Annotated in this window: 23 protein-coding genes; 14 read left to right on the forward strand and 9 right to left on the reverse strand. The window is 41.6% G+C overall.

Going from position 1 to position 26,871, the window contains the following annotated elements; translation table 11 throughout:
• Window positions 1-23: 23 nt before the first annotated feature.
• From O3655_RS01260 to O3655_RS01315, 12 genes are all read left to right on the forward strand, one after another.
• Window positions 24-716 carry a YjjG family noncanonical pyrimidine nucleotidase gene (locus tag O3655_RS01260; protein ID WP_268699675.1) on the forward strand — a complete coding sequence of 231 codons (693 nt, stop codon included), beginning with the start codon at window positions 24-26 and terminating at the stop codon, window positions 714-716.
• Between the two features lie 23 nt (window positions 717-739).
• Entirely contained in the window at window positions 740-1,033 is a 294-nt protein-coding gene (locus O3655_RS01265) for a hypothetical protein (RefSeq protein WP_049478788.1), read from the forward strand.
• A gap of 122 nt (window positions 1,034-1,155) precedes the next feature.
• Complete coding sequence (locus O3655_RS01270; protein WP_049478789.1) at window positions 1,156-1,911, forward strand: DUF4336 domain-containing protein; 756 nt, start codon at window positions 1,156-1,158, stop codon at window positions 1,909-1,911.
• Between the two features lie 11 nt (window positions 1,912-1,922).
• Window positions 1,923-2,576 (forward strand): uracil-DNA glycosylase, encoded by a 654-nt coding sequence (locus tag O3655_RS01275; RefSeq protein ID WP_001164853.1) that lies wholly within the window; start codon window positions 1,923-1,925, stop codon window positions 2,574-2,576.
• Between the two features lie 9 nt (window positions 2,577-2,585).
• Window positions 2,586-3,050, forward strand: a complete 465-nt coding sequence (locus O3655_RS01280) for an 8-oxo-dGTP diphosphatase (RefSeq protein ID WP_001135768.1) — start codon at window positions 2,586-2,588, stop codon at window positions 3,048-3,050.
• 12 nt (window positions 3,051-3,062) lie between these two features.
• Complete coding sequence (locus O3655_RS01285; RefSeq protein WP_000924511.1) at window positions 3,063-4,331, forward strand: dihydroorotase; 1,269 nt, start codon at window positions 3,063-3,065, stop codon at window positions 4,329-4,331.
• Between the two features lie 41 nt (window positions 4,332-4,372).
• Window positions 4,373-5,713, forward strand: coding sequence for an MATE family efflux transporter (locus O3655_RS01290; protein ID WP_000283627.1), 1,341 nt, complete (start codon window positions 4,373-4,375; stop codon window positions 5,711-5,713).
• A 178-nt stretch (window positions 5,714-5,891) separates the two neighbouring features.
• Window positions 5,892-6,860 (forward strand): thiamine pyrophosphate-dependent dehydrogenase E1 component subunit alpha, encoded by a 969-nt coding sequence (locus O3655_RS01295; protein ID WP_000105349.1) that lies wholly within the window; start codon window positions 5,892-5,894, stop codon window positions 6,858-6,860.
• A 16-nt stretch (window positions 6,861-6,876) separates the two neighbouring features.
• Window positions 6,877-7,869 (forward strand): alpha-ketoacid dehydrogenase subunit beta, encoded by a 993-nt coding sequence (locus O3655_RS01300; RefSeq protein ID WP_008808674.1) that lies wholly within the window; start codon window positions 6,877-6,879, stop codon window positions 7,867-7,869.
• 108 nt (window positions 7,870-7,977) lie between these two features.
• The gene (locus O3655_RS01305) at window positions 7,978-9,021 is read left to right on the forward strand and encodes a dihydrolipoamide acetyltransferase (RefSeq protein ID WP_049500690.1); all 1,044 of its coding nucleotides are present in this window, start codon (window positions 7,978-7,980) and stop codon (window positions 9,019-9,021) included.
• 45 nt (window positions 9,022-9,066) lie between these two features.
• Complete coding sequence (gene lpdA / locus O3655_RS01310) at window positions 9,067-10,770, forward strand: dihydrolipoyl dehydrogenase (protein ID WP_042902262.1); 1,704 nt, start codon at window positions 9,067-9,069, stop codon at window positions 10,768-10,770.
• Between the two features lie 195 nt (window positions 10,771-10,965).
• On the forward strand, window positions 10,966-11,955 hold the full coding sequence (locus tag O3655_RS01315; RefSeq protein WP_042902263.1) for a lipoate--protein ligase: 990 nt from the start codon (window positions 10,966-10,968) through the stop codon (window positions 11,953-11,955).
• Window positions 11,956-12,027: 72 nt separating this feature from the next.
• Here O3655_RS01315 and xerS read toward each other — a convergent pair whose 3' ends face one another.
• From xerS to ylqF, 6 genes are all read right to left on the reverse strand, one after another.
• A complete protein-coding gene (gene xerS / locus O3655_RS01320; RefSeq protein ID WP_049491412.1) occupies window positions 12,028-13,098 on the reverse strand; it encodes a tyrosine recombinase XerS in 1,071 nt (356 codons plus the stop codon).
• Window positions 13,099-13,276: 178 nt separating this feature from the next.
• Entirely contained in the window at window positions 13,277-13,714 is a 438-nt protein-coding gene (locus tag O3655_RS01325) for a MepB family protein (protein WP_084921865.1), read from the reverse strand.
• Window positions 13,715-13,779: 65 nt separating this feature from the next.
• The gene (locus tag O3655_RS01330) at window positions 13,780-14,520 is read right to left on the reverse strand and encodes a CPBP family intramembrane glutamic endopeptidase (RefSeq protein WP_308697026.1); all 741 of its coding nucleotides are present in this window, start codon (window positions 14,518-14,520) and stop codon (window positions 13,780-13,782) included.
• A 51-nt stretch (window positions 14,521-14,571) separates the two neighbouring features.
• On the reverse strand, window positions 14,572-16,122 hold the full coding sequence (locus tag O3655_RS01335; RefSeq protein WP_308697027.1) for a chloride channel protein: 1,551 nt from the start codon (window positions 16,120-16,122) through the stop codon (window positions 14,572-14,574).
• 12 nt (window positions 16,123-16,134) lie between these two features.
• Entirely contained in the window at window positions 16,135-16,914 is a 780-nt protein-coding gene (locus O3655_RS01340; RefSeq protein WP_049518701.1) for a ribonuclease HII, read from the reverse strand.
• Entirely contained in the window at window positions 16,901-17,752 is an 852-nt protein-coding gene (gene ylqF, locus O3655_RS01345) for a ribosome biogenesis GTPase YlqF (protein ID WP_000201310.1), read from the reverse strand. The genes O3655_RS01340 and ylqF overlap by 14 nt, the downstream gene beginning before the upstream one ends.
• Window positions 17,753-17,967: 215 nt before the next feature.
• Between ylqF and mazE the strand changes: the two genes are divergently transcribed.
• Window positions 17,968-18,183 (forward strand): type II toxin-antitoxin system PemI/MazE family antitoxin, encoded by a 216-nt coding sequence (gene mazE / locus O3655_RS01350; RefSeq protein ID WP_001098942.1) that lies wholly within the window; start codon window positions 17,968-17,970, stop codon window positions 18,181-18,183.
• On the forward strand, window positions 18,167-18,523 hold the full coding sequence (locus tag O3655_RS01355; protein ID WP_000560800.1) for a type II toxin-antitoxin system PemK/MazF family toxin: 357 nt from the start codon (window positions 18,167-18,169) through the stop codon (window positions 18,521-18,523). Before mazE ends, O3655_RS01355 begins: the two co-directional genes overlap by 17 nt.
• Before the next feature lie 33 nt (window positions 18,524-18,556).
• Here the strand turns inward: O3655_RS01355 and O3655_RS01360 are convergent, their stop codons facing one another.
• The 3 genes from O3655_RS01360 to rexB all read right to left on the reverse strand — a co-directional run bounded on the left by O3655_RS01360 (window position 18,557) and on the right by rexB (window position 26,830).
• A complete protein-coding gene (locus O3655_RS01360; RefSeq protein ID WP_371641119.1) occupies window positions 18,557-19,735 on the reverse strand; it encodes a hypothetical protein in 1,179 nt (392 codons plus the stop codon).
• A 169-nt stretch (window positions 19,736-19,904) separates the two neighbouring features.
• Window positions 19,905-23,558 (reverse strand): helicase-exonuclease AddAB subunit AddA, encoded by a 3,654-nt coding sequence (gene addA / locus O3655_RS01365; RefSeq protein ID WP_371641120.1) that lies wholly within the window; start codon window positions 23,556-23,558, stop codon window positions 19,905-19,907.
• On the reverse strand, window positions 23,555-26,830 hold the full coding sequence (rexB, locus tag O3655_RS01370) for an ATP-dependent nuclease subunit B (RefSeq protein WP_308697029.1): 3,276 nt from the start codon (window positions 26,828-26,830) through the stop codon (window positions 23,555-23,557). Before rexB ends, addA begins: the two co-directional genes overlap by 4 nt.
• Window positions 26,831-26,871: the final 41 nt, after the last annotated feature.

Genomic DNA, 26,871 nt, shown 5'->3' on the forward strand with positions numbered 1-26,871 from the left:
TACTGATTCAGAAAGGAAACTCAATGCCCTACAAATTTCTACTCTTCGACCTTGACCACACCTTGCTTGATTTTGATGCTGCTGAGGATGTGGCTTTGACGCAACTTCTAAAGGAAGAAGGAGTTGCGGATATTCAAGTTTATAAAGACTATTATGTTCCTATGAACAAGGCTCTCTGGAAGGACTTGGAGCAAAAGAAAATCAGTAAACAAGAACTGATTAACACGCGCTTTTCTCGTTTATTTGCTCATTTTGGACTGGAGAAAGATGGTAGGTTACTGGCCCAGCGTTACCAATTTTACTTAGCCCAACAGGGACAAACTCTTTCGGGTGCTCATGAACTTTTGGATAGCCTCATCGAACGTGATTATGACTTGTATGCTGCGACAAATGGGATTACTGCCATTCAGACGGGTCGTCTGGCTCAATCTGGTCTGGCTCCCTATTTCAACCAAGTCTTTATCTCTGAACAGTTGCAGACGCAAAAGCCTGATGCACTATTCTATGAAAAAATCGGTCAGCAGATTGTAGGATTTAGTAAAGAAAAGACGCTGATGATCGGAGATTCCTTAACGGCTGATATTCAAGGAGGCAATAATGCAGGGATTGACACTATCTGGTACAATCCTCATCACCTCGAAAATCATACACAAGCCCAGCCAACTTATGAAGTTCATTCTTACCAAGACTTGCTGAATTTTTTAGATGCTTTGTAGTGATTTCCCTAAGAGGTGTTGATATGGAAATTAAAGTCATTGAAGAGATTGATAACTTACTAAATCTCATCGAGCAGTATCAGTTAAAAGGTGTGGTTGCTCAAGTAAATTCGTTAAAAGAGTTAAAGTATATCATAAGCAATCATATAGAGTTAAGTACTCGAGAGAAGATGAATATCCACTATTCACTCTTTCTCCCTAGGGGTGGTTTATCTGAACTCTACTATATGGACGCTAATCTTGAACGGATGATGTCTGTAAATAATCAACTTTCCTATTCTATTGATACAATCGAAAAGTTTTTAATGGCTGATTGATACTGTGAATACTAATGTCAAATAATAGGGTCAATAACAGTATATATAAGAACTGTAAAAAGTGGTTTAGATAGCCACTTTTTGCTATAATAGAGGCAGTAAAAATAAAGGAATAGTAAACGATGTCAAGACCAGAACTTTCTCTTTATGAACCATTGTATACACTAAAGGAAGTTGATCAAAATATCTGGATAGCAGATGGTGATTTGATACAAATGGACTTGAAGGTCCTCAAACTACCTTTTCAGACACGTATGACAGTGATAAAGTTAAACGATGGAAAACTCTGGATTCATTCTCCTATTGCGCCAAATGAGGAGCTCTTTACTGAACTGGACGCTTTGGGCAAAGTCGCTTACCTAATTTCACCCAATAAGATTCACTACGCCTATATTGCAGATTGGAAAAAAAGATATCCTTATGCACAAGCATGGTCTAGTCCAGGAGTTGAAGAGAGAGCAAAAAGTCAGAATGTCATGGTGGAATTTGATGCTCCTTTAACTGATAAGGCACCTGACTTATGGTCTGATGAGATTGATCAACTTATTTTTAAGGGAAGTTCTGTCATCGAAGAGGTCGTGTTTTTTCATAAATCGACTAAAACACTCATTGTAACGGACCTTATAGAGAATTTTGAACCTGAAAAGATAGCTAGTCCAATCCGAAGAAAAATTTATCGTTTAGCTCGTGTAACAGCCCCTGATGGTCAAACTCCTATTGACTATCGGATGACTTTTTTAGGAAGACAAAGGGAAGCAAAGGTTTCCTTTTCCCGTATGTTAAACTGGAAACCGGATAAAATCATACTTGCACATGGTTTATGCTTTTTTAAAAATGGTACGGATGAATTAAGACGTGCTTTTAGATGGATACGATAAAGGAGAGAAAGATGCAACACTCATCATGGCATGCTTTGATTAAGGAGCAATTACCTGAAGGTTATTTTGGGAAAATCAATCAATTTATGGAACAGGTCTATGCTCAGGGAACTGTTTATCCACCTAAGGAAAAAGTTTTTCAGGCTCTCTTGACTACACCGCTTGAAGAAGTGAAGGTGGTGATTCTAGGGCAAGACCCCTATCACGGGCCAGGTCAAGCGCAGGGTTTGAGTTTTTCTGTACCTGACTCAATCCCAGCTCCGCCGTCCTTGCAAAACATTTTAAAAGAATTGTCAGATGATATCGGCGTTAAGAAATCTCATGATTTGACGTCTTGGGCTGAGCAGGGAGTCTTGCTTCTCAATGCTTGCTTGACGGTTCCTGCTGGGCAGGCCAATGGTCATGCTGGGCAGATATGGGAGCCATTTACAGATGCTGTGATTCGGGTTGTCAATAATCTAGACAGACCTGTAGTCTTTGTACTCTGGGGTGCTTATGCACGCAAGAAGAAGGCCTTGGTTACCAATCCTCACCACTTGGTTATCGAATCAGCCCATCCTAGTCCTTTATCGGTTTATAGAGGATTTTGGGGTTCCAAGCCTTTTTCCAAGGCCAATGCATTCTTAAAAGAGACAGGACAAGTGCCAATCGATTGGTTTAGATAAGGAGAGAATATGCCTCAGTTAGCGACGATTTGCTACATTGATAACGGAAAAGAACTGCTCATGCTCCATCGCAATAAGAAGCCCAACGATGTCCATGAAGGCAAATGGATTGGTGTGGGTGGAAAGCTAGAGCGAGGTGAGACTCCACAGGAATGTGCAGCGCGTGAAATCCTCGAAGAAACAGGGCTCAAAGCCAAGCCAGTACTTAAAGGTGTTATCACTTTTCCTGAATTTACGCCAGATTTAGACTGGTACACCTATGTTTTTAAGGTGACAGAGTTCGAGGGTGACTTGATTGACTGCAATGAGGGGACCTTAGAATGGGTTCCCTATGATGAAGTCTTAAGCAAGCCAACTTGGGAGGGTGATCACACCTTTGTTGAGTGGCTTTTAGAAGATAAACCTTTCTTTTCAGCAAAGTTTGTTTATGATGGGGATAAATTGTTGGATACCCAAGTTGATTTCTATGAATAAAGGAGAAAGCAGATGCTACTAATCAAAAATGGTCGTGTAATGGATCCCAAGTCTGGTTTGGATCAAGTGTGTGATGTTTTAGTGCAAGATGGGAAAATTGTCAAAATAGCTGCCGAAATCAAGGAAGAAGGAGCAGAGCTAATTGATGCTACGGGCCTTGTTGTTGCGCCTGGACTAGTCGATATCCATGTTCATTTCCGTGAACCTGGTCAAACTCATAAAGAAGACATTCATACTGGGGCCCTAGCAGCCGCTGCAGGTGGCTTTACAACCGTTGTCATGATGGCTAATACTAGTCCAACCATTTCGGACGTAGAGACTTTGAAAGAAGTTCTCCAGTCTGCTGCCAAGGAAAAGATTAACGTCAAGACAGTTGCGACTATTACCAAGAACTTTAATGGCCAAGACTTGACAGACTTTAAGGCTCTTTTAGAAGCTGGAGCCGTTGGTTTTTCAGATGATGGAATTCCGCTTGAAAGTAGTAAAGTGGTTAAGGAAGCAATGGTAGAAGCCAAAAAACTCAATACCTTTATCTGCCTTCATGAGGAAGATCCAGGTTTGAATGGAATTCTTGGCTTTAACGAAAACATCGCTAAAGAACATTTCCATATCTGTGGAGCGACAGGAGTGGCTGAGTACGCTATGATTGCGCGCGATGTTATGATTGCCTATGCAACCAAGGCCCATGTTCACATTCAGCATTTGTCTAAGGAAGAAAGTGTCAAGGTGGTGGAGTTTGCTCAAGGACTAGGTGCGCAGGTCACAGCAGAAGTAGCGCCACAGCATTTCTCTAAGACAGAAGCTCTTCTTTTAACTCAAGGAAGCAATGCCAAAATGAATCCTCCACTTCGTTTGGAGTCAGACCGTCGTGCCGTTATCGAAGGTCTCAAGTCAGGTGTTATCACAGTTATCGCAACGGACCACGCGCCTCACCATGCAGATGAGAAAAATGTTGAAGATATCACCAAAGCACCATCTGGTATGACAGGTTTGGAAACCTCTCTTTCTCTTGGTTTGACTTATTTGGTGGAAGCTGGTGAGTTGAGCTTGATGGAATTGCTAGAAAAAATGACTGTCAATCCAGCTAAGCTTTACAACTTTGAAGCAGGTTACTTGGCTGAGAATGGTCCAGCGGATATCACTATCTTTGACGCTAAGGCTGACCGCCTTGTGGACTCCCATTTTGCGTCAAAAGCAGCTAATTCCCCATTTATCGGTGAAACTTTAAAAGGGCAGGTTAAATATACCATCTGCAAGGGACAAATTGTCTACCAAAACTAGATGGGATTCTGCTCTAGAAACTATAAGAATAGAGAGCGTATATGTATCCAACCCATCAATTTAAAGACAAGTTTGTCTTATTTCTTAAGATATTTTTCCCTATTCTGATCTATCAATTTGCCAATTATTCTGCCTCTTTTGTTGATACAACCATGACTGGGCAGTACAATACCATGGACTTGGCGGGGGTGTCAACCGCAACGAGTCTATGGAATCCTTTCTTTACTTTTTTAACAGGGATTGTTTCGGCCATGGTTCCCATCATAGGCCATCATCTGGGACGGGGCAAAAAGGAAGAAGTAGCATCTGATTTTTACCAATTTATCTACTTGGCTTTCGGACTGTCTTTGGTCTTGCTTGGAATGGTAGTATTCTTAGCGCCACCTGTCTTAACCAACATCGGACTAGAAGCTCAAGTGGCGGCAGTTGCAGTTTCCTATCTTTGGTACCTGTCTATTGGAATTATTCCCTTGTTGCTGTTCAGTGTCATTCGCTCTTTGTTGGATTCTCTTGGATTGACCAAGCTATCTATGTACCTCATGCTCCTATTACTTCCGCTCAATAGTGGTTTTAACTATCTCTTGATATATGGAGCTTTCGGTTTCCCTGAGCTTGGTGGCGCAGGAGCAGGACTAGGAACTTCACTAGCCTATTGGGTTTTATTGGGGATTTCTATTCTTGTTTTATTCAAACAAGAAAGGTTAAAAGCGTTACATCTTGAAAAACGTATTCCACTAAATATAGATAAAATCAAGGAAGGTGTTCGATTAGGTCTACCAATCGGAGGAACCGTATTTGCTGAAGTAGCCATTTTCTCCGTGGTTGGACTAATCATGGCTAAGTTTTCATCGCTCATCATTGCCAGTCACCAGTCAGCTATGAATTTTTCGAGTCTCATGTATGCTTTTCCTATGAGTATTTCCTCTGCTATGGCGATTGTTGTGTCTTACGAGGTGGGGGCCAAACGTTTTGAGGATGCAAAAATCTATGCTCGTCTGGGGAGAGTAACCGCCCTTATTTTTGCAGGTCTTACCCTATCTTTTCTCTACATTTTTAGAGATCGTGTAGCAAGTCTATATGGGAATGACTCTCAGTTCATTGAAACAACTGCTGTATTTCTAACCTACAGTCTCTTTTTCCAGCTAGCTGATACCTTTGCGGCTCCGCTCCAAGGAATTTTAAGAGGGTATAAGGACACTATCGTTCCTTTCTATCTTGGCTTAATCGGATATTGGGGAGTAGCGATACCACTAGGATATCTACTAGATCAAGTAACTGACTTAGGGGCATTTGCCTACTGGATTGGGTTAATTGCCAGCTTGATTGTTTCTGGTTGTTTGTATCAATGGCGTCTGAAAACCGTAATGAAAAGATTGAGCTAATTTTTGGAAAATATCCTGAAAAAGCACTTTGTGAAAAAATACTCTAACTAGAGAGAATCCCTGTTTTAACAGGGGTTTATTTTTTTATATTGTGAATTTTTATTAGCCATATACTTTGACAGCGTATACTAAAAAAGGTAAAATAGTAAGGTAAGTACAAAGTTAGAAAGGCAAGATTATGTCAACTTTAGATAAGAATCTTTTGCTAGAGATGTTCCGTAAGATGGAAGAAATCCGTCGCATGGACTTAAAAATCGCTCAGTTAGTGAAAAAGGGGAAAGTTCCCGGTATGACTCACTTTTCTGTCGGAGAGGAAGCTGCTAACGTCGGAGCGATGCTGGCTCTTAATCCAGATGATCTGATTACCTCAAATCACCGTGGACACGGGCAAGCTATTGCTAAGGGGATTGACCTCAACGGAATGATGGCTGAAATCCTCGGGAAATACACTGGAACCTGTAAAGGAAAAGGTGGTTCTATGCACATCGCTGACCTGGATGCTGGGAACCTCGGTGCCAATGGTATCGTTGGTGGTGGTATGGGAATCGCTGTCGGTGCAGCCCTCAGTCAGCAAATGCAACATACTGGGAAAATCGTTGTTTGTTTCTTTGGAGATGGGGCGACCAACGAAGGTGTTTTCCACGAAGCAGTCAACATGGCTTCTATTTGGAAACTTCCTGTTATTTTCTACTGCATTAACAACGGTTATGGGATTTCTGCGGATATCAAGAAAATGACCAATGTGGAGCATATCCATCAACGTAGTGCGGCATATGGAATTCCTGGAATGTTTATCGAAGATGGGAACAACGTCATCGATGTCTATGAAGGATTTAAGAAAGCTGTAGATCATGTTCGTGGTGGCAATGGCCCAGTCTTGATCGAAAGTGTAACCTATCGCTGGCTTGGTCACTCATCATCTGATCCTGGTAAATATCGTACGCGCGAAGAAGTGGAATTGTGGAAACAAAAAGACCCAATCGAAAACCTTCGCAAATACCTCATTGAAAACAATATTGCAAGTGCAGAAGAATTGGAAGAAATTCAAGCACAAGTCAAGGAAGCAGTAGAAGCTTCTGTTAAATTTGCAGAGGAAAGCCCATTCCCACCACTAGAATCAGCATTTGAAGATATTTACGCAGACTAAGGAGAAAGAGATAAAAATGGAAACAAAAACAATGTCCTTCCGTGACACCATTATCCTTGCTATGTCTGAGGAAATGCGTCGCGATGAAAATGTATTCTTGATGGGAGAAGACGTCGGTGTCTTTGGAGGAGACTTCGGAACTTCTGTTGGAATGCTCGAAGAATTTGGTCCAGAACGTGTTCGTGACTGTCCGATTTCTGAAGCTGCTATCTCAGGTGCAGCAGCAGGAGCAGCCATGACAGGACTTCGTCCAATCGTCGATATGACCTTCATGGACTTCTCGGTCATTGCCATGGACAATATCGTCAACCAAGCTGCTAAAACACGTTACATGTTTGGTGGGAAAGGTCAGGTTCCAATGACTGTCCGATGTGCAGCTGGTAACGGAGTTGGTTCTGCAGCTCAGCACTCTCAGTCTCTAGAGTCTTGGTTCACACACATCCCAGGTCTTAAGGTTGTAGCTCCAGGTACACCTGCTGACATGAAAGGACTTCTCAAGTCTTCTATCCGTGATAACAACCCTGTTATCATCCTTGAATACAAGTCAGAATTTAACCAAAAAGGGGAAGTGCCAGTTGATCCAGACTATACAATCCCACTTGGGGTTGGGGAAATCAAACGCGAAGGTACAGATGTAACAGTCGTTACTTATGGAAAAATGCTTCGCCGTGTGGTTCAAGCTGCTGAAGAATTAGCAGAAGAGGGAATTTCAGTTGAAATTGTGGACCCACGTACCCTCGTTCCACTTGATAAGGATATCATCATTAACTCAGTGAAGAAGACTGGTAAGGTCGTTCTGGTCAACGACGCCCACAAAACAAGTGGCTATATCGGAGAGATTTCAGCTATTATTTCAGAATCAGAAGCATTTGATTATCTAGACGCACCAATCCGCCGTTGCGCCGGAGAAGATGTGCCAATGCCTTACGCGCAAAACCTTGAAAATGCAATGATTCCAACAGTTGAAAGCATCAAAGATACAATCCGTAAGACATATAACAAAGAATAATACATAATATAAGTTATGTAAATAAAATAAAAAAGACGAGAAACTTTGTATCTTTTAGGTGCAGAACTCTTTTCGTCCTTAATATCTTAGTATAGAATTGGAGAGGTCATGGCTGATGACAAGCTAAGAGCGACTCCTGCGGCTAGAAAGTTAGCGGATGATCTAGGAATCAACCTCTACGACGTTTCTGGCTCAGGTGCAAACGGTCGTGTCCACAAAGAAGACGTGGAAACTTATAAAGACACAAACGTGGTTCGCATTTCGCCACTTGCAAAACGAATTGCCCTTGAACATAACATTGCTTGGCAGGAAATCCAAGGAACAGGTCACCATGGTAAGATCATGAAGAAGGACGTTTTGGCCTTGCTTCCTGAAAATATCGAAAACGACACCATCAAGTCTCCTGCTCAAATCGAAAAAGTGGAAGAAGTTCCAGACAATATCACTCCTTATGGTGAGATTGAGCGTATTCCAATGACACCAATGCGTAAGGTTATCGCGCAACGTATGGTTGAATCTTACCTAACTGCGCCAACTTTCACACTCAACTATGAAGTTGATATGACTGAAATGCTGGCCCTTCGTAAGAAGGTTCTTGATCCGATTATGGAAGCGACTGGTAAGAAGACTACTGTAACAGACCTTCTTTCACTCGCTGTTGTGAAAACATTGATGAAACACCCATACATCAACGCTTCATTGACAGAAGACGGCAAGACCATTATCACTCATAACTATGTCAACCTTGCGATGGCAGTTGGTATGGATAATGGATTGATGACACCTGTTGTCTATAATGCTGAAAAAATGAGCTTGTCAGAGTTGGTCGTAGCCTTTAAGGATGTGATTGGTCGTACCTTGGACGGTAAATTGGCTCCAAGCGAACTGCAAAATTCAACCTTCACAATCAGTAACTTGGGAATGTTTGGCGTTCAGTCCTTCGGTCCGATTATTAACCAACCAAACTCAGCTATCCTCGGGGTTAGCTCAACAGTTGAGAAACCTGTAGTTGTCAATGGTGAGATTGTTATTCGTCCTATCATGAGCCTGGGGTTAACTATTGACCACCGTGTCGTAGATGGTATGGCTGGTGCTAAGTTTATGAAAGACTTGAAAGCCTTAATTGAGAACCCAATCTCAATGTTGGTTTAAAAATACAGTATTTATTTTTAGAGATATAGATAAAGGAAGTAAGACATGGCCTTAGAAGTAATTATGCCAAAAGCCGGCGTGGATATGACAGAAGGACAAATCGTCCAATGGAATAAGAAAGTCGGAGAATTTGTAAAAGAAGGAGAAATCCTTTTGGAAATCATGACTGACAAAGTCAGCATGGAATTGGAAGCCGAAGAAGATGGATACTTGATTGCCATCCTCAAAGGAGATGGTGAAACTGTCCCTGTAACGGAAGTTATCGGTTACCTTGGAGAAGAAGGGGAAAATATCCCAACAGCTGGAGCTGCTGCGCCAGAATCAAAACCTGTACCTGCAGCTAGTGCTTCAAACGACGACGACAAGAGCGATGATGCCTTTGATATCGTTGTGATTGGTGGAGGTCCTGCTGGATATGTAGCGGCCATTAAAGCTGCTCAACTTGGTGGTAAGGTTGCCCTTGTTGAGAAATCTGAACTCGGTGGAACTTGCTTGAACCGCGGCTGTATCCCAACTAAGACATACCTTCACAATGCTGAAATCATCGAAAATATCGGTCATGCAGCAAATCGTGGTATCGTCATTGAAAATCCAAACTTCACTGTAGATATGGACAAACTTTTGGAAACTAAATCTAAAGTTGTCAATACCTTGGTAGGTGGTGTTGCGGGTCTTCTTCGTAGCTACGGAGTTACTGTTCATAAGGGTGTTGGTACGATTACTAAAGACAAGAATGTCTTGGTAGATGGTTCTGAATTGCTTGAAACCAAGAAAATCATCCTTGCTGGTGGTTCAAAAGTCAGCAAGATTAACGTTCCTGGTATGGAATCTCCACTTGTCATGACCAGTGATGACATTCTTGAAATGAACGAAGTTCCAGAGAGCCTCGTAATCATCGGTGGTGGCGTTGTCGGTATTGAACTCGGTCAGGCCTTCATGACATTTGGTTCAAAAGTGACTGTTATTGAAATGATGGACCGTATCGTTCCAGCTATGGATGCGGAAGTTTCTAAGAATCTTCGCTTGATTTTAGAACGCAAAGGTATGACTATCTTAACAGGTACAAAATTGCAAGAAATCATCGAGGAAAATGGACAACTTCGTATCAAGGTTGAAGGAAAAGACGATATCATTGCAAATAAAGCTCTTCTTTCAATCGGTCGTGTGCCAGATCTTGAAGGAATTGGCGATGTTGAGTTTGAATTGGATCGTGGTCGCATCAAGGTTAACGAATATATGGAAACTTCTGTTCCTGGAATCTACGCACCTGGTGACATCAACGGTACGAAGATGTTGGCGCACGCAGCCTTCCGCATGGGTGAAGTTGCCGCTGAAAATGCCCTCAAAGGAAATCATGCTGTTGCCAAATTGAACTTGACTCCTGCAGCCATCTATACTCTCCCTGAAGTAGCAGCAGTAGGTTTGACTGAAGAACAAGCACGTGAGAAATACGATGTTGCAATCGGTAAATTCAACTTTGCAGCCAACGGTCGTGCCATTGCATCGGATGCTGCTCAAGGTTTCGTAAAAGTCATTGCAGATAAGAAATACGGGGAAATCCTTGGTGTGCACATCATTGGTCCTGCAGCCGCAGAATTGATTAACGAGGCATCAAGCATTATCGAAATGGAAATCACTGTTGAGGAAATGCTGAAGACCATCCACGGACACCCAACCTACTCTGAAGTGATGTACGAAGCATTTGCGGATGTTCTAGGAATGGCTATCCATTCACCTAAGAAAAAATAAATAAGATTTTCAACTAAATTTTCTTAAAGTAGTACGGACGGCAGCGACCTCTATTAGAGTTCCATGCCTAAAAATTGAGCCTCTTGTCTCAATTTTTCCGAGAAATGTAACGATAACACGTTACATTTCTTTTTACCACTTTAGAAAATTGGATTGCTATGAACAGAATTTAAAAACTAAATTTTTGGAAATACTATGAAATACATTATCAATCATTCAAACGACACTGCTTTTAATATCGCCTTGGAAGAATATGCCTTTAAACACCTTTTGGATGAGGATCAAATCTTCCTACTTTGGATTAACAAACCTTCTATCATTGTTGGTCGTCACCAGAATACTATCGAAGAAATCAACCGTGATTATGTCCGTGCAAATGGCATTGAGGTAGTCCGCCGTATCAGTGGTGGTGGAGCTGTTTATCACGATCTGAACAATCTCAACTACACCATCATTTCAAAAGAAGATGAAAACAAGGCCTTTGACTTTAAGAGTTTTTCAACTCCAGTTATCAATACCTTGGCTCAACTCGGTGTTAAAGCTGAGTTTACAGGCCGTAATGACCTTGAGATTGAAGGTAAGAAATTCTGTGGCAATGCCCAAGCCTATATCAATGGGCGTATCATGCACCACGGTTGCTTGCTCTTTGACGTTGATTTGTCAGTCCTTGCTAACGCCCTCAAGGTTTCAAAAGATAAATTTGAATCAAAAGGTGTGAAATCTGTCCGTGCCCGTGTAACCAATATTGTCAATGAATTACCAGAAAAAATCACAGTTGAAGAATTCCGTGATTTACTATTGGAATACATGAAAAAAGAGTACCCAGAGATGACTGAATACGTTTTTTCTGAGGAAGAATTGGCTGAAATCAATCGCATCAAGGATACAAAGTTTGGTACTTGGGACTGGAACTACGGCAAATCACCTGAGTTTAACGTCCGTCGTGGAACAAAATTCACTAGTGGTAAGGTAGAAGTCTTTGCCAATGTTCTTGAATCAAAAATCCAAGACATCAAAATTTATGGTGACTTCTTTGGTATCGAGGACGTTGCTGCAGTAGAAGATGTCCTTCGTGGAGTGAAATACGAACGTGAGGATGTTCTTAAAGCTCTAGAAACTATTGATATTACACGCTACTTTGCTGGTATTAGCCGTGAAGAAATCGCTGAAGCAGTAGTGGGATAAAAAGAAAAGAAGTTGGTTGTTTGACCAGCTTCTTTTTATGAGTTATATTTTACATAAATAATTTTATGTATTTTATAAGCTATCCAAAGCATTCTTTTGTTCATCATTGACAATGTGGGTATAGAGGTCAGTGACTTGTGTACTGGCATGTCCTAGCTGATGGCTGACCAAAACTTGAGATTTAGTTGCATCATAGAGCCTGGTTGCTAAGGTATGGCGGAGTTTGTGGGGAGTTACACGGACTTTAAAGTCCTCAGAGTACTTAGCAACCATCTTTTCAACGCTAGAAGCATCAATACGATTGGGAACACCTCGATAGAGTGTCAAAAAGAGAGCTGTATCCGTCTTTTCCGTCTTATAGCGTTGATTTCGAATGGCGAGATAATTCTCTAGGTAAGGCTTAGCAAAGGCAGCGACATTGACCGAGTCTCGTTTACCCCCTTTTCGAGTGACATCGATAACCATCATTTTGAGATTAAGGTCTCTTAGATCCAGATTAACAGCTTCAGATAAGCGGACACCAGACGCCAAGAGAAGGGCAATAATAGCCAAATCACGTTCTTTATTCTTATTAAATGATGAGAGAGCGCGATTTGAGAGCTGTTGTGGGTACTCCTGGTCGATATAGGTTAGAAAACCTTCTGTTTCATCACCTAGAAAGAGTTTTTGCTTGATGTTTTCAGCTCTGGCAGCAAGAGTTTCTTTCTTTTTCTTGGTTGAAACTTTCTTCATTACATTACGATAGAAATAAGGCTCCCCCTGGTCGTTTTCAACCTCCTCGGTCAGATACTTGTAAAGACTGGAAAGTGCTGACAAGGTCCGATTGATGGTCGTCTGAGAGACACCTTGCTTGGTTGTATTAGCATTCAGCAATGGACGTTCACGTAGATAAAGAATAAAGGATTCCATGTCTTTTTTAGACATATTTTCCAAGACCGATAAAGGAATGTCAGACATTTTATCAGCATTTGAAATTCCAGACTCTAAAACCCAGCTGAAAAATCGATCGTATTCCTTGAGGTATTCGTACAGAGTTGTAAAACTGTAGGGAACAGCAAGCTTTGATTGATAGTATTCCAGAACATACCAGGGCATGATTTGTTTTAGTTTGTCGATCCGTTCCAGTAAAATCTCACGTTTCATGTATTTTCTCCATAATTAGGTCTACTAGTAGTATAGCATAGACTTATATATTTTTCAAGAAAATTATAGTTTTTCGGAAAGATATTGTAAGTGTTTGATGGATTCTAGAAAAAACAAAGACCTGGTTCCACAATCATAAGAAACAGGTCTTTTGTGTGTATGTAATCCGGCAATATGTTTATATTTTAATTTCTCTAAAATATTGCAATTGCCATTTTTGTGTTGCTCGAGCTGTTGTATTTAAATTTGAGCACCAAGGAGGATAAAATCGCATAGACATTTTTCCATTGCTATCTTTTGTCGACAGAATGTTTTTACGAATAGCCACCTCGTTTGGAATAACGAATAGTCCCCTCTTATCATTATCAATGATAACGATTATAAGTTCATTTCCTAAGTCCTCATTGGTATAAGGAATGTTCTTGTTGTTTTGGTCTTTTTTCCAAAAAACTGTAAAATATCCTTCTTTTTTTGGTGTTCTTTTTGCCAAGCGGCATCTTTTATACCCTTGCTCTTCCTTTATCTTGATAAGAATACCTTCGTATTTTTCATTGTATTTTTCTTCAATGAAATCAAAATCACCATAAAAATTATATAAAACATCAAGTATTTTCATTATGATGTATGTCCTCCTTAGCAAATAACTTTTCCAAAGAATAATACTGTTTCCAACAAAATCAGCTACCGACTATGCACATCTTTTTTATGTACTACCATATAGCAGGATACCAAGATGATGAAGATTCTAATCAGGTAGGTTTCGTATCGATCAGTGTCTATGGTTAGATGAGACAAGACGTTAATGATAGAATGTGTCATAACGCAAATCCAGAGATTTTTTGTTTTGATATAAAGAGCTGAGAGTATGAAAGAATTCGTCAGCAATCCAAATAAAAACGGTAGAGTTTGCAGAGTTGCTAGGGAGCCATCTATGTAAAAGAACAACAGATGCCAAATCGCCCAGCTGAAAAAGGTTAGGATTGTTGAGTAAAAATATGGCAACTTCTCTTGTAAAATTTGTTGAAAGACATATCGCCATCCAATCTCTTCTATACCACCAAAGACAATAAATTTGAAGAACATCAAAAATGGGAGATACCAGCTAAATTCTATCATTTTCCCACCAAACATTAGAAAAGAAAAATCAAGGATAATTAGGGAAAAAGATAATAAATAGTGTTTATAACTGGTATGAATGTTCAAAAAATCGTTAACGATCTTCTTAAAAGGAATATGAAAAAAGTGATTTGCAACAATGATTCCCCAAAGTGCTGAAGAAATGCCACCTAGAAAGATTCCTAAAATAGATAATAGATTGGACTGAACAGAAAAATGATTCAAGAGAAAGAAAAGGAGACAAGCTGATATTATTTGGCTAAAAGTGCCCAGCAAAAATACCGCAATTGCCTTATTTCTTTTCATTGAGAATCCTTTCAATAATATTTTACGTAAAATAAATTATGTAAACAGAACTTATAACAACAAATCTTTGACTTTTCCAATTTCACTTTTTGGAATCACCAGGTGAATCATATCACCAAGATACATTCTAGTTGAGCCGTTAACTGTTTGGCTTTTGCCATTATGGACTTGGGTGGTAATGAGTACGTTATGTGGCAAGTTGAGCTCGTGAACCTGTTTTCCAGCGATTTTGTCAGACACAGGGATTTCTATGAGGGTGACTTCTCCTTCGTCTGTTGCTTCTTCTGGTAGCATTTTTTCGAGCATGGCCTCATAGACTGGTGCTCCCTTGAGCAGATCCATGACGATGTAGGCGACTAAGGTCACTAAGCCCAGTGGCATGAGGTTGCGAATATCCCCAACCATCTCAGTTACGAGGATCATGGCAGTTAAGGGTGCCTTGGAAATTGCCCCAAAGTAGCCACTCATTCCCAGAATGACAAATATAGGGAATTGCTCCTGACTGACAAGCCCAAGGTTGACACAAATGACACCAACTAGGGCACCAAGTAAGGAACCAAGCGCCAGAATGGGAAGGAAAATTCCTCCTGGGAGGCCACTTCCATAGCTAATCATGCTCCAAATAAAGCGAATCAAAAAGTAAGCTAATAAAACCTGGAAACTAAAATCTTGCTCAGTTAGGGAAAGAACAAGCTGATTTCCACCACCAAGGATTTGTGGCAAGAAAATCCCGACTGGTATGATAAGGATAAAGGCTAGGATTGGATAATAAGCTTTATCCAAATGGATTTTTTGACCAATCCAGTCATAAATTCGACCAACATTGAGTACAGCCTTCTCATAGAGAAAACCAGAAAGTCCGAGAAAAACTCCCATAAAGAGGTAAATCCAATACTGGTCTAGGGTCATGAGAGGAATGTTGTCTGGCATATCCAGTACGGGTGTTAAGCCAAATATGAGCAGAGAAACAAAGTTTGCCACGAGACTGGCTGCTAGAGTTGAGACCCAGAAAAATCGTGAAAAATGGTGATAGACTTCCTCCACAACAAAGAGGAGACCTGCAATCGGTGCATTAAAGGCAGCGGCTAAACCTGCAGCAGCTCCACTGGCGATCAGGGAACGTTCCTCTACTGGGCTAGATTTGAGCCACTTGGCAATGCCTTTACCACCGACCGCTCCAAGTTGAATACTTGGCCCTTCTCGACCTAGCATAAGGCCACTGGCAATAGCAAGAATACCTAATACATATTTCTTCCAGAGGACACTCCACCAGTTAAGAGTCATCAGTCCCTTTAGTTCGGCTTCGACTTGAGGAATTCCTGAACCCTTGATATCTTTTTCTGACCGAGTTAGTTTCGCACTAAGCCAGCAAACGAATACATAAAATAGGCCAATGATAAAAAGATTGCGCACTAGGTGCGCTTGATCTTGATAGAGTCCTTGTATCAGATGGAAACCCTTTTCGATTAAGAAACGAAAGGATCCGACGATTATCCCGACGACGAGACCAACAATGATTCCTCGTCCAACTTGGGATAATATGGTGCTTGAGGCAAAGGCAAATTCTTTCTTGGAACTGAGTGTTTCTGACTGTTCCTCCATAATCATTTCCTCTTACTTGTCTTTCTTAGTTGAAACCAGTGTTTTGACTGGTTCAAAACTGGTTCGGTGAATTGGGGTGACACCTAGTTTTTCAAGCCCTTCTAGATGTTTAGCTGTTCCATAGCCTGCATTAGCTGTAAAATCATAGCCAGGATATTGCTGATCGTATTCCTTCATCAATTCATCCCGTGTCACCTTGGCTACTATAGATGCTGCTGCGATTAAGAGGGAGTTAGCATCTCCTTTGATAATGGAGGTTTGTGAAATTGGTAACTCCAGTTTCATGGCATCTATCAAGAGGTGCTCAGGTTGCGGACTGAGCTGGGAGATTGCTTCCTTCATGGCTAGTTTGGTAGCTTCATAGATATTGACTTGGTCGATGACCTGATTATCCATGATACCAATGCCGATTGCTAAGGCTTGGTCTTGAACAGCATGATAAATTTCCAGATGTTTCTTTTTGGGGATTTTTTTACTATCGTTGAGGCCTTTAATCTTACAATTTTTAGGTAAAATAACAGCTGCAGCAACTACAGGGCCAGCCAGAGGACCACGGCCGACCTCGTCAACACCTGCAATTAGGGTCAATCCTTGCTTATACAGTTCTTTTTCATAGGAAAGCATAGTTTCTAGGCGAAGGTCTTCGTCCAGTTCAGCCTGAATGGATTTTTTACGCTTGTTGATTTCTTTTTGAACTCCAGAACGAGGATCCTTTTCCAGTTCAAGAAAAAGGGGATTGTCTAATTCTTTGACAGTAGCAAGAAGTTCCTTGATTTCTTTAATCGTCGTCATCGATGTCGTCCAATGTATCTAAGGTGTAGTTACCGAGTTTTCCATCACGGACTTCCTTGACGAAGAGGCTGTAAAAGCGGTCGTAGTCGTCTCGGAAACCAAGGGCACGGGTCATATCCATGATGATAACAGGTGCTTCTTCTTCTATCTTCATTTGTTTGAAGCGTTCAGCTAGCTTTTCTGGATAATGTTTTTTGAAATAATTGAGACCAAAAATGGTCACTTCATCCATTGGGAGTAGTTGATCTTTAATTGCTCCAGTCAAGGCTAGTTTCAAAGCAACGGTTTCGTCTTCAAATTTAGGCCATAGAATACCTGGCGTGTCTAATATTTCCAGGTCTTTGTTGGTTTTGAGCCACTGTTGCCCCTTAGTAACACCTGGTTTATTGCCGACAACCGCAATCTTTTTCCCAGCCAAACGGTTCATGAGAGTTGACTTGCCGGCATTTGGAATTCCGATAATCATAGTCCGCAAGGTTTCGATCTTAATACCGCGTTCTTTCTGGCGTGCAATCTTATCAGCCATGAGCTTTTTAGCAGCATCAGTAACAACTTTTACAGTCACTTGCTCTTTGGAATTGATAGCCAGAGTTTGGATTCCCTGTGATTCAAAATACTGACGCCATTCTTTGGTCATTGCAGGATCAGCAAGATCCGCCTTATTTAAAATCAAGAGTTTAGGTTTATCCCCCACAATCTTGGTTAACATAGGATTTTGACTAGATAAAGGTAGCCGAGCATCCACCAAAATCGTCACAAAATCAACAAACTTAAGATTCTCCTGAACTTGCCGCCGAGCCTTAGACATGTGACCCGGAAACCATTGAATAGTAGCCATAATATTTTCCCCTTCCGACTAAAAAAAACGTAGTAAAAACGTTTTCTTTCTTACTACCTATTCTATCATAAATGAGGAACTTTTGCACAGGCTTTGACCACAATAAATGACAAATAGTATAGGTACGAAACATCCTTGATGCCAGTCACGATTTACTTGACTTTTTTTGCTAACAGGTATATACTTAGTGTATACTAATTCGTGGAGGTAGAGCGATGAATACAGTAAAGACTCGGAAGGTAGGGAATTCTCTCACTGTGACTATTCCTAAAAATTTGGGGATGACAGAAGGTCAAGAAATGGTTGTCTACAAAGGGATTGACGGAGTCATTGTCTTAGCTCCAAAACTGAAAGATCCTTTTGATGGGATTACTGATTTGAGAATGACAAATGATTTTGAAGGGGTAAGGTCACTTGATAGCGAAATCTGACTATATTCCTGAAAAGCAGGATATCATTTGGCTGGACTTTGATCCATCAGTCGGTCGAGAAATCCAGAAACGGCGACCTGCCTTGGTCGTTTCTAGGAGAGAATATGCCTTGCAAACTGGTTTTGTGGCTGTCTGTCCTATCACTCACGGCCAACGTCGTTTGGCAGAAAAAGGCTTGCTCGTTCCTGTCTCGTCGGACAAGGTAGATGGCGCTGTCAATCCATTTCAACTGTATACCTTTGATTTTCGGATGCGTAATGCTCAAAAAATAACAAGAATGGACACACAATGTTTTCAGAAAGTCGTCCAACTTTACCAGTACATCTTTGGAGATACTTAAATCCTACCATGCATAGACAAGGTAGGATTTTTTCTATATGAGTAACCTATCTAAAAACGGATGAAGACAATTGAGGAGAATCCCTCTAGTCCAGCTTTCTTGTGCAGATGACAGATGTTCTGCCTGAAGGCATTCTTTTAAAAATTCAGCAGCTTGTTCCGGAGCAATCTCAAACTCAAAGGCTTTCATCTTGTAAAAAAAGTCGATGAGATGCTCAGATAAGTATTCATCTGAAAAGCATACTTCTCCACTTTTTCGATATTCTAATAGGAGCCGAGAAAATCTGGATTTTTCATCAGGCAAATCCCGAAAATAGGAATTGAGAAGCCAAGTCTGCTTCTGCTTTCGTTCAATAGGATCTTGATTTGCAATTCGCTGATCCTTTTCCAACTCCTTTTGGTTTTGTTTAGCCTTGATAGCCCGTTCGTCCCTATTCTTACCAAAGAGGATTTTTTCCCATTTTCGTTCTTCTTGGGTCAAGGTTTCTGTAAAGCCGAAGTAATCTTGATAGGCTCGTTCTGCAGGCCCCATAGCAAGAATGAGGTTGTCAGCGTATTGCTTGGCGATTTTATCTCTCTTCTTGCGTTCTTTCTCTGCCTGAATCCGTAAATGCTGCTCGTAGTCGATTTTCTCCTTGCCTAGTTTGACAAGGTAGAGTTGGTCATCGGTCTTACCAAGTAAAAAAGGTTTGATACACTTTTCCAGCACTTCTTCCATACGAGCCTTCTTCTTTGGCTCTGCCTTGGTCCAACTTCCGCCTTGAAAGACCTCTAGGAAGAGCTGATAGTCTCTCTCAGGTGCGAATTGATTGCCACGATTGGCTTTGAAAACACCTTTTTCCCAAAACCATTTTAGAAGTCGTTCGTCAAAATCGCTTTTATTAACCTTGATTTTTTCCTTTTTCTGAGCCTTTCTGGTTAGATTTTCAACTTTTCTGAGTAGTTTTTCTTCCTCTTCTAGTTGCCGATCGAGGCTAATACGATGAAAATGGCGAACACAGTCGCTTCCGATAGGAAAAAGACGTTGGCCTGTGACTCCGTTAAAGAGTTCGTAGGCGTATTTTATGGCATTCCCGCAGACACAATTACTACGGCCAATGCCATTAAAGATCAAGGAAACTTCATTCCATTCCTTGGTAGCTTGATCCCAAGTATCGGCTTTTGAAGCCTGTAAAACCGCATCGTGCAGGGATTTTCTAACTGGAAGTGTCACGAGGTCTCCTTTCTAATACTCAATGAAAATCAAAGAGCAAACTAGGAAGCTAGCCGTAGGTTGCTCAAAACACAGTTTTGAGGTTGTGGATAGAACTGACGAAGTCAGTCACCTATATACGGCAAGGTGAAGCTGACATGGTTTGAATTTGATTTTCGAAGAGTATAAATTATACTTTTACAACTTGAACCTCATCTTTACCGAGTAAAATCAAGTATTTTTCTATGTTTTCAATCGAATAGGCTCGAGATAAAGCCTCTCCGTATAGGGCTAACTGACCACGGTAGCGGTCTATGAGTTGACTTGGTTCATCGTAACGGTCTGTCTTGTAGTCAAAAAGAATAATTCTGTCCTCGTAAAGTAGATAGCCGTCCAAGATCCCACGGACAACAAAGTCTTCCTGACTCTTTTGATCTTTTTTGAGCATAGAGAAAGGTTGCTCGCGATAAAGATGGTCTGTATTAGCAAGAATTTCCTGACCAAGTGCTGTGTCAAAGAATGCAAGGATTTTAGCAAGATTGATATTTTTTCTAACAGCTGGACTAGCTTGAACTTGTTTGAGAGTTTCTGTCAAGCTAGCAAGTGTTGGTTGCTGACTGAGATCAATTCTCTGCATGAGTTCGTGAGTGGCACTACCAATCTCAGATCCAGTTACCTTTTCTTTAGTTGAAAAATCTGGTAAATCAAAGCTGATTTGCTTTTCCGGTGATGGAGTTTGGTTAGTAATTTCTACCCCTTCCATATCCATAACGGGTTCGTAGAATTTCTTGATTTGGCTTGGGGTTTGAACACTTGGTAGTTCAATGGCTGCGCGGTGAAGAGTATTATAAATTTCCACATCTTTCAGCATTTCCAAAGCTTCTTTGATGGTTTCTGACTGGCGGTTGTCTGCTTGAGAACTATCTTGGAGAGGACTCTTGTTTTCCAACTGACCAATAGCTTCCCTAGTCAACTGGTCTTCACCAATAAAACGATAGCTAAAGTTGAGATTGTCCTTGGCAAATACTTTACTGATAGCCCAGACCCAATCTTGGAAATTTCTTACTTGCAGTCTGGTATTGCTATCTAATTTTCCGTTATTTGCTGCTGGGTATTCCTTGGCTTCTAGCTTTTCACGAGAACCCTTGCCGACAAGATAGAGCTTTTTCTCAGCTCTCGTCATGGCAACATACAGCAGACGCATCTGCTCTGAATAGCTAGCCAGTTGCAGTTCTTTCTCATTCTGCGTATAGGTCAGGCTAGGAATGGAGAGTTTGATGGTTTTAGGATAGTGTGCTTCCACTGCTCCTGTTTCCACCTTGGCAATGTATTTGACACCAAGCCCATTTTGACGGCTGAGAATGACGTCTGACATCGAGTCTTGCTTGTTGAAGTCCTGATCCATGTTGAGGATAAAGACATAAGGAAACTCCAGTCCTTTGCTCTTGTGAATGGTCAAGAGTTCCACAGCATCTTTAGGCGGTGCGACGGCTACACTTGCGAGATCGTGCTGGGCTTCTAGGACTTGGTCAATCATACGGATAAAACGAGACAAGCCTTTGAAATTACTCTTTTCAAACTGGTCAGCTCGTAGAGCTAGGGCATAGAGATTGGCCTGTCTAGCTGGACCGTTTGGCAGGGCTCCAACATAGTCATAGTAAAAACGGTCGTTGTAAATCTTCCAAATCAAGTCATAGAGAGAGTGGGTTTTGGCATACAAGCGCCAAGAATCCAAAATATCCATGAATTGATTGAGTTTTTCAGCTAGAGCTGTATAAATCAAGTTTTTCTGACTTGTTGCCAGTTTTTGAGCATTGACCAGTTTCTCATAGAGATTTTCTTGGGCCTTATCTTCTATTTTCTGAAGGGACAAGCGTGCCAACTCGTCCTCATCAAAACCAAACATAGGAGACTTCATCAGAGCTACCAAGGCATAGTCTTGCAGGGGATTGTGAATGACGCGCAGGGTGTCCAGCATGACTTTTACTTCTAGGGATTGGAGGTAATTATTTTGCTCGCCGTCGGTTTTAACAGGAATTCCGTACTCAGACAGGGCAAGTAGAATCTGGTCATTACGACTCCTACTGGAAGTCAAAAGGGCAATTTCCTTAAAGGCTACACCTTTTTCCTGATGAAGCTTCAGGATTTCCTTGAGGACCAGGCGCATTTCACCAGTTAGTTTCGTATCTGTTTGGCTCTCTTCCTCCTCTTGTTCGCTGTCGTCCTTATCGTAGAGGAGAAATTCTGCCTTGTTGTCTGGATTAGGAGTCAGTTTGGTATTGGCAAAAACAAGCTGGTGCATGCTATTATAGTTGATTTCGCCGACCTCTTGGTCCATGAGACGTTCAAATACATCGTTGGTTGCTGATAGCACTTCTGAACTACTACGGAAATTTTCCTTGAGCAAAATCAGCTTTCCTTCTTGAGGATTTTGCGCATAGCGTTGGAATTTTTCATTGAAGATCTGAGGATCTGCCTGACGGAACTGGTAGATGGACTGCTTGATATCTCCCACCATAAAGCGATTGTGACCATTCGACAGCAATTCCAACATTCTCTCTTGAATGTGGTTGGTATCCTGATACTCATCGACCATGACTTCGTGAAATCTCTCTTGATAAGTCTCGCGAACTTGTGGGAAATTCTCTAAAATCTCAATGGTGTAATGACTGATATCAGCGAATTCAAAGGCATTTTCTTGGCGTTTACGTTCGCGATAAGCCTCCACAAAATCACTCATAAATGTTTGGAAGGTTTTAGCTAGCTCCCAAGTATCTTCATGATAACGTTCTTGATAGTCGAGAATGGTTATCTGGTCCGCCAGTTGTCCTAGTTTAGCAAACTGGACCTTTCTCTCATCGTTATAGGCATCAGCCAGTGGTTTCAAATCGGCCTTACGACTAGAATTAGCCAGAGCTCGACCATTTTTCTCCTTAGAGATGACGACAATACGCGCAAGAACTGCTTGATAAGCCTGGCTATCGGACTCTTGATTTAAGGAACTAATTTCATCCAGAACCTGTTGCATAGCTTCTAAATAGGCAGCTTTGGGAAACTCCTTGGCATCATTATCCAGATGATAACGGAAAAAGCTTTCCAAATTCCAAAGCGCTTGCTTGATTTGCTCGGTCAGTTTGTCTTTTTCATTTGCAAAGTCAGCTTCCTCAAACCCTTTGAGAAAAGACTCGTTCAACCATTTTTGTGGACTGCTGGTGGATTGGAGGAAATCATAGATTTTGTAGACTTGTTGGCGCAGACCACGTTCATCCTTGCCTCGTCCAGCAAAGTTCTTGACCAAGCGACTAAAGTTCTCTTTATTTTCATCTTGGTAATGGGCTTCAAAAACCTGATGAAAAACTTCGTTCTTTAAGAGTAACTGTTCACTTTCATTTTGTAGAATACGGAAGTTCGGTGCGATATCAATCAGATAACCATGCTTGCCAAGGAATTTTTGTGTGAAGGAGTCCATGGTTCCGATGGCAGCGTTTGGCAGGTCTGCCAACTGACGTCCCAAGTGTTGTTTGAGATCAACATCATCGGTTTCTTGGATTTGTTGGCTGATTTTTTTCTCCAAACGTCCTTTTAGTTCAGTGGCAGCCTTGACGGTAAAGGTCGAGATAAAGAGTTGAGAAATTTCGACACCACGGGCTAACTGATCCAGAATACGCTCTGCCATGACAAAGGTCTTCCCTGAACCAGCGGATGCTGAAACTAGGATATTTTGCCCTGCCGTATAAATGGCTTCGATTTGCTCAGCTGTTTTCTTCTGTTCCTTGTTCGAACTCGCTTCTGCTTCTTGCAGTTTTTGAATTTCTTCCTCAGTTAAAAAGGAAATGGGCTTCATCGATTCAACTCCTCTCTCATTTTCTCAAACCAAGCTTGCTTGAGCTTTTCTCCAACCAGACGCTTGCCATCAGCTAAGTCCAACTTCTCTAGGAAACGGGCTTGTCCTAAGTGGTAATTTGCTTCAAAACCTGTGATGGCTTGGTGTTGCTGGACGTATGGGGCAATGCTTCTGCCATTTTCGGTATAGGGATTAATGGCAAACTGACCTTGTAAAATCTTCTCAGCTACCTTCTTATACAGGTGGGCATTATAGTCCAGCAGGAGCTGGAACTCCTCGTCTGTCAGCTGATTGGCCTTGTTTTTGTTATAAAACTCGCCCAAGTGACTGCTTTCTTTTTCTAAAAAGAGTCCTTGGTATTTCATTGATTTGCTGGCTTCTACTACTGCTCCTGCCAAACTCTTAACGGTCAACAGAGATTGGACAGGTTCAGCCATTTCCAAGTACATAGCACCGAAAAAGTTCTGTTCCCCTTCTCTTTTTAGGGCAGCAAGATAGGTTGGCAATTGGGAATTAAGCCCATTGAAGAAATGAGGAAACTGGAACTGGGTCAGACTAGACTTGTAGTCCACCACTCCTAGTGCTCCGTCAGCTTTCAAACGGTCAATGCGGTCAACCTTGCCTCGCACATGGACACTCCGTCCATTATCCAATTGAATAAAGGCCTGATCTTTACCACCAAATGTTGCCTCCTCTTGGATGGTTTCGATAGCTGGATTATGACGTAGGATGTGGCCCGTAGTTCGCGCGACATCAAGTAGAACTTCCTTGGTAAACTGGGCTTCCAAACTTTCCTGATAAATAGCTTCAAATTCGCGTTCTTGGCTGGTTTCCTTGATAGCTTGCTCCAGACGTTGGTCAAAGGAATTTTCAGCAGGTAGTTTCAAGGCACGTTCAAAAATACGGTGCAAGAAATTCCCGTGACTGCGAGCATCTGGACGAAGGCGCAATTCTTCCTGCAAACCTAAGACATAACGGAGGAAATAACTGTATTCATTGCGGTAAAACTCCGTCAAACCAGACGTAGAAAGGTAAAACTCCTTGTCAGCGGGATAGAGAGCCTGCAAGGTCTCTTTCTCTAATGGCTTGCTACTTGGATTAGTTGGGATAGCTGGATTTGTAAGACCTTTCTGATCAAGTTTTTTCCCCATCACACGCGCCAGAACCTTGACAAAGGTCACATCTTGCTCTGTATCACTCGTCTCATACTGCTGGTGATAGGCAACCAGACTAGACAAAAGACTGTGATAAGAACCCATATCATCCTTAGACAGACTTTTTTGATGAATTTTCTTTTCTATCCGGCTAAATCCAAAACTCACCAGTTCCTGAAGATAGGCCGATTCCTTGCTCTCATTTTCATTGAGGAGACTTGGAGCGGATAACACCAACTGCTTACGAGCAGCATTGACTAAAGAAAGCATGGTATAGCGATTTTTCTTGAGATTTTCACTACTTGCAATCAGTAATTGTGCTCCCTCCTCAGTCGCTTGGTTTAGACTTTGTCGTTCTTCATCTGTCAAAAGACTGATGTTTTGCGCAATTTTTGGTAAATGATCCTGAGTCAGTCCGATGGCATAGACAAAGTCAGCCGTTAAGGGCGCAATCAAATCGTAACTCTGCACCAGAACAGTGTCCACTGTCGCTGGAATGGTACGATACTGGGATAAGCTCATTCCAGAATGGAGCAAGGCTAGGAAATCCTCTAGACTAACCTGTGTACCAGCGAAAACGGTCGCAAATTGTTCTAAAACATGGCAGAAAGCCTTCCAAACTTCGGCTTGTCTTTCCTGTTCATAAGCCTCCATAGTAGATGTTAAACCATGCATCTGCTTGCTTAAAGCAGCATTTTTTAGAAAAGTATTCCACTTTTGCAAGAGATTTTCAGCCTTTTGTTTTCGACTGGCAAATAAGGTTTCAAGTGGCGCCAAAACTCGCAGACGAAGAGAATTTAAACGCTCTAAATCAAATTTTCCATGGTGGGATTTGGTAAAGGTCTGCTGAAAAGCAGGCAAGCCATTGATGCCAAGATAGCGGAGATATTGCTCAAAAGCATCAATATCCGCTTGGCTAAGGTCAGTATACAGACCAGTTCTGAGGAGATTAATCAAATCCTCCTGACGAAAACGGTAGCGTTTCAAACGTAAAATAGACTCCACATACTGAGTCAAAGGATGATGAGCCATGGATTCACTTCTACCAAGATAGAAAGGAATCTGATACTGGTCAAAAATGGTTTTCAGTGATAACTGGTAAGAAGCCACATCCCCTAAGAGAATGCGAAAATTCTTGTAACTCAGTTCTGGATGGTCATGTAATTTCTGACGAATAGCGCGAGCCACCAGCTCCAACTCCTCTTTTTGCGTCAAACAAGACCAGATTTGCAGGTTTTCACTGTCCTTCTCATCTACATCTAAAGCAAGTTCTGAAAAATCATAAGAAGACTCCAGCAAACGAGAGGCCTTGTCAAAACTATCCATTTTCTCATGTGTCTGAGAACGATCCTGAGCAGGTGTTTGGTATTTTGCCCCCAAATGATGAAGAAATTCCACACTGGCTTGGTAGAGATTCCCTTCAGTGAACGGACTGCTATAAGCCTTCTTGCTTGCATAAGCCCCAATAACAATCTCGGCACCTTTTCGATGGAGCAGATCCACTACACGCTCTTCCTCGGCAGAAAAACGGGTAAATCCATCAATAACCAAGGCAATCTGACTGAAATCACTGCTTACCTTGTCATTCTCAATAGCCTCAATCAAATGGGACAACTGACTTCCCTGAGCCAACTGACCTTGATTGAGATAGGCAGTCACTTGCTCAAAAATCAAGAGTAAATCTGCTCGTTTATCCTCATCCGTCAAACTTTCCAAGTCCAAAAAGCTCATCTGAGCAGTCGTCATCTCATGATAAAGTTCAATCAACTGCTGGATAAATTGAGGATCCTGCTTAATTGCACCATACACACGTAAGACTTTGGGATCCAGTTCTGCAAGGCATTTATAAAAGGCCATCCCAAGGCCGATATCATCTAGACTGGTCTTGGCAGGCAAATCATTTAAAACTAGGTAACGAGCCATTTGAGCAAAGCGCGTGACGGTAATCGCAAAAGAAGCCTGCTGGGACAAGCATTCCAGCACGGCGCGTTCCTTTTCAAATGAAAGAGAGTTGGGGGCGATGTAGAAAACCCGCTTGCCTGCAGCAACTAGCTCTTCTGCCTCTCTCGTTAAAATTTCAGTCAAAGAAGTCCGAATATCAGTATAAAGTAATTTCATCTCTGCCTCGTTTGCTTTATCAAAGTTTCTTACTCTATTAT

It is taken from the genome of Streptococcus sp. 27098_8_70, assembly GCF_041432215.1.
GTDB classification, from domain to species: Bacteria; Bacillota; Bacilli; order Lactobacillales; family Streptococcaceae; genus Streptococcus; species Streptococcus oralis_CP.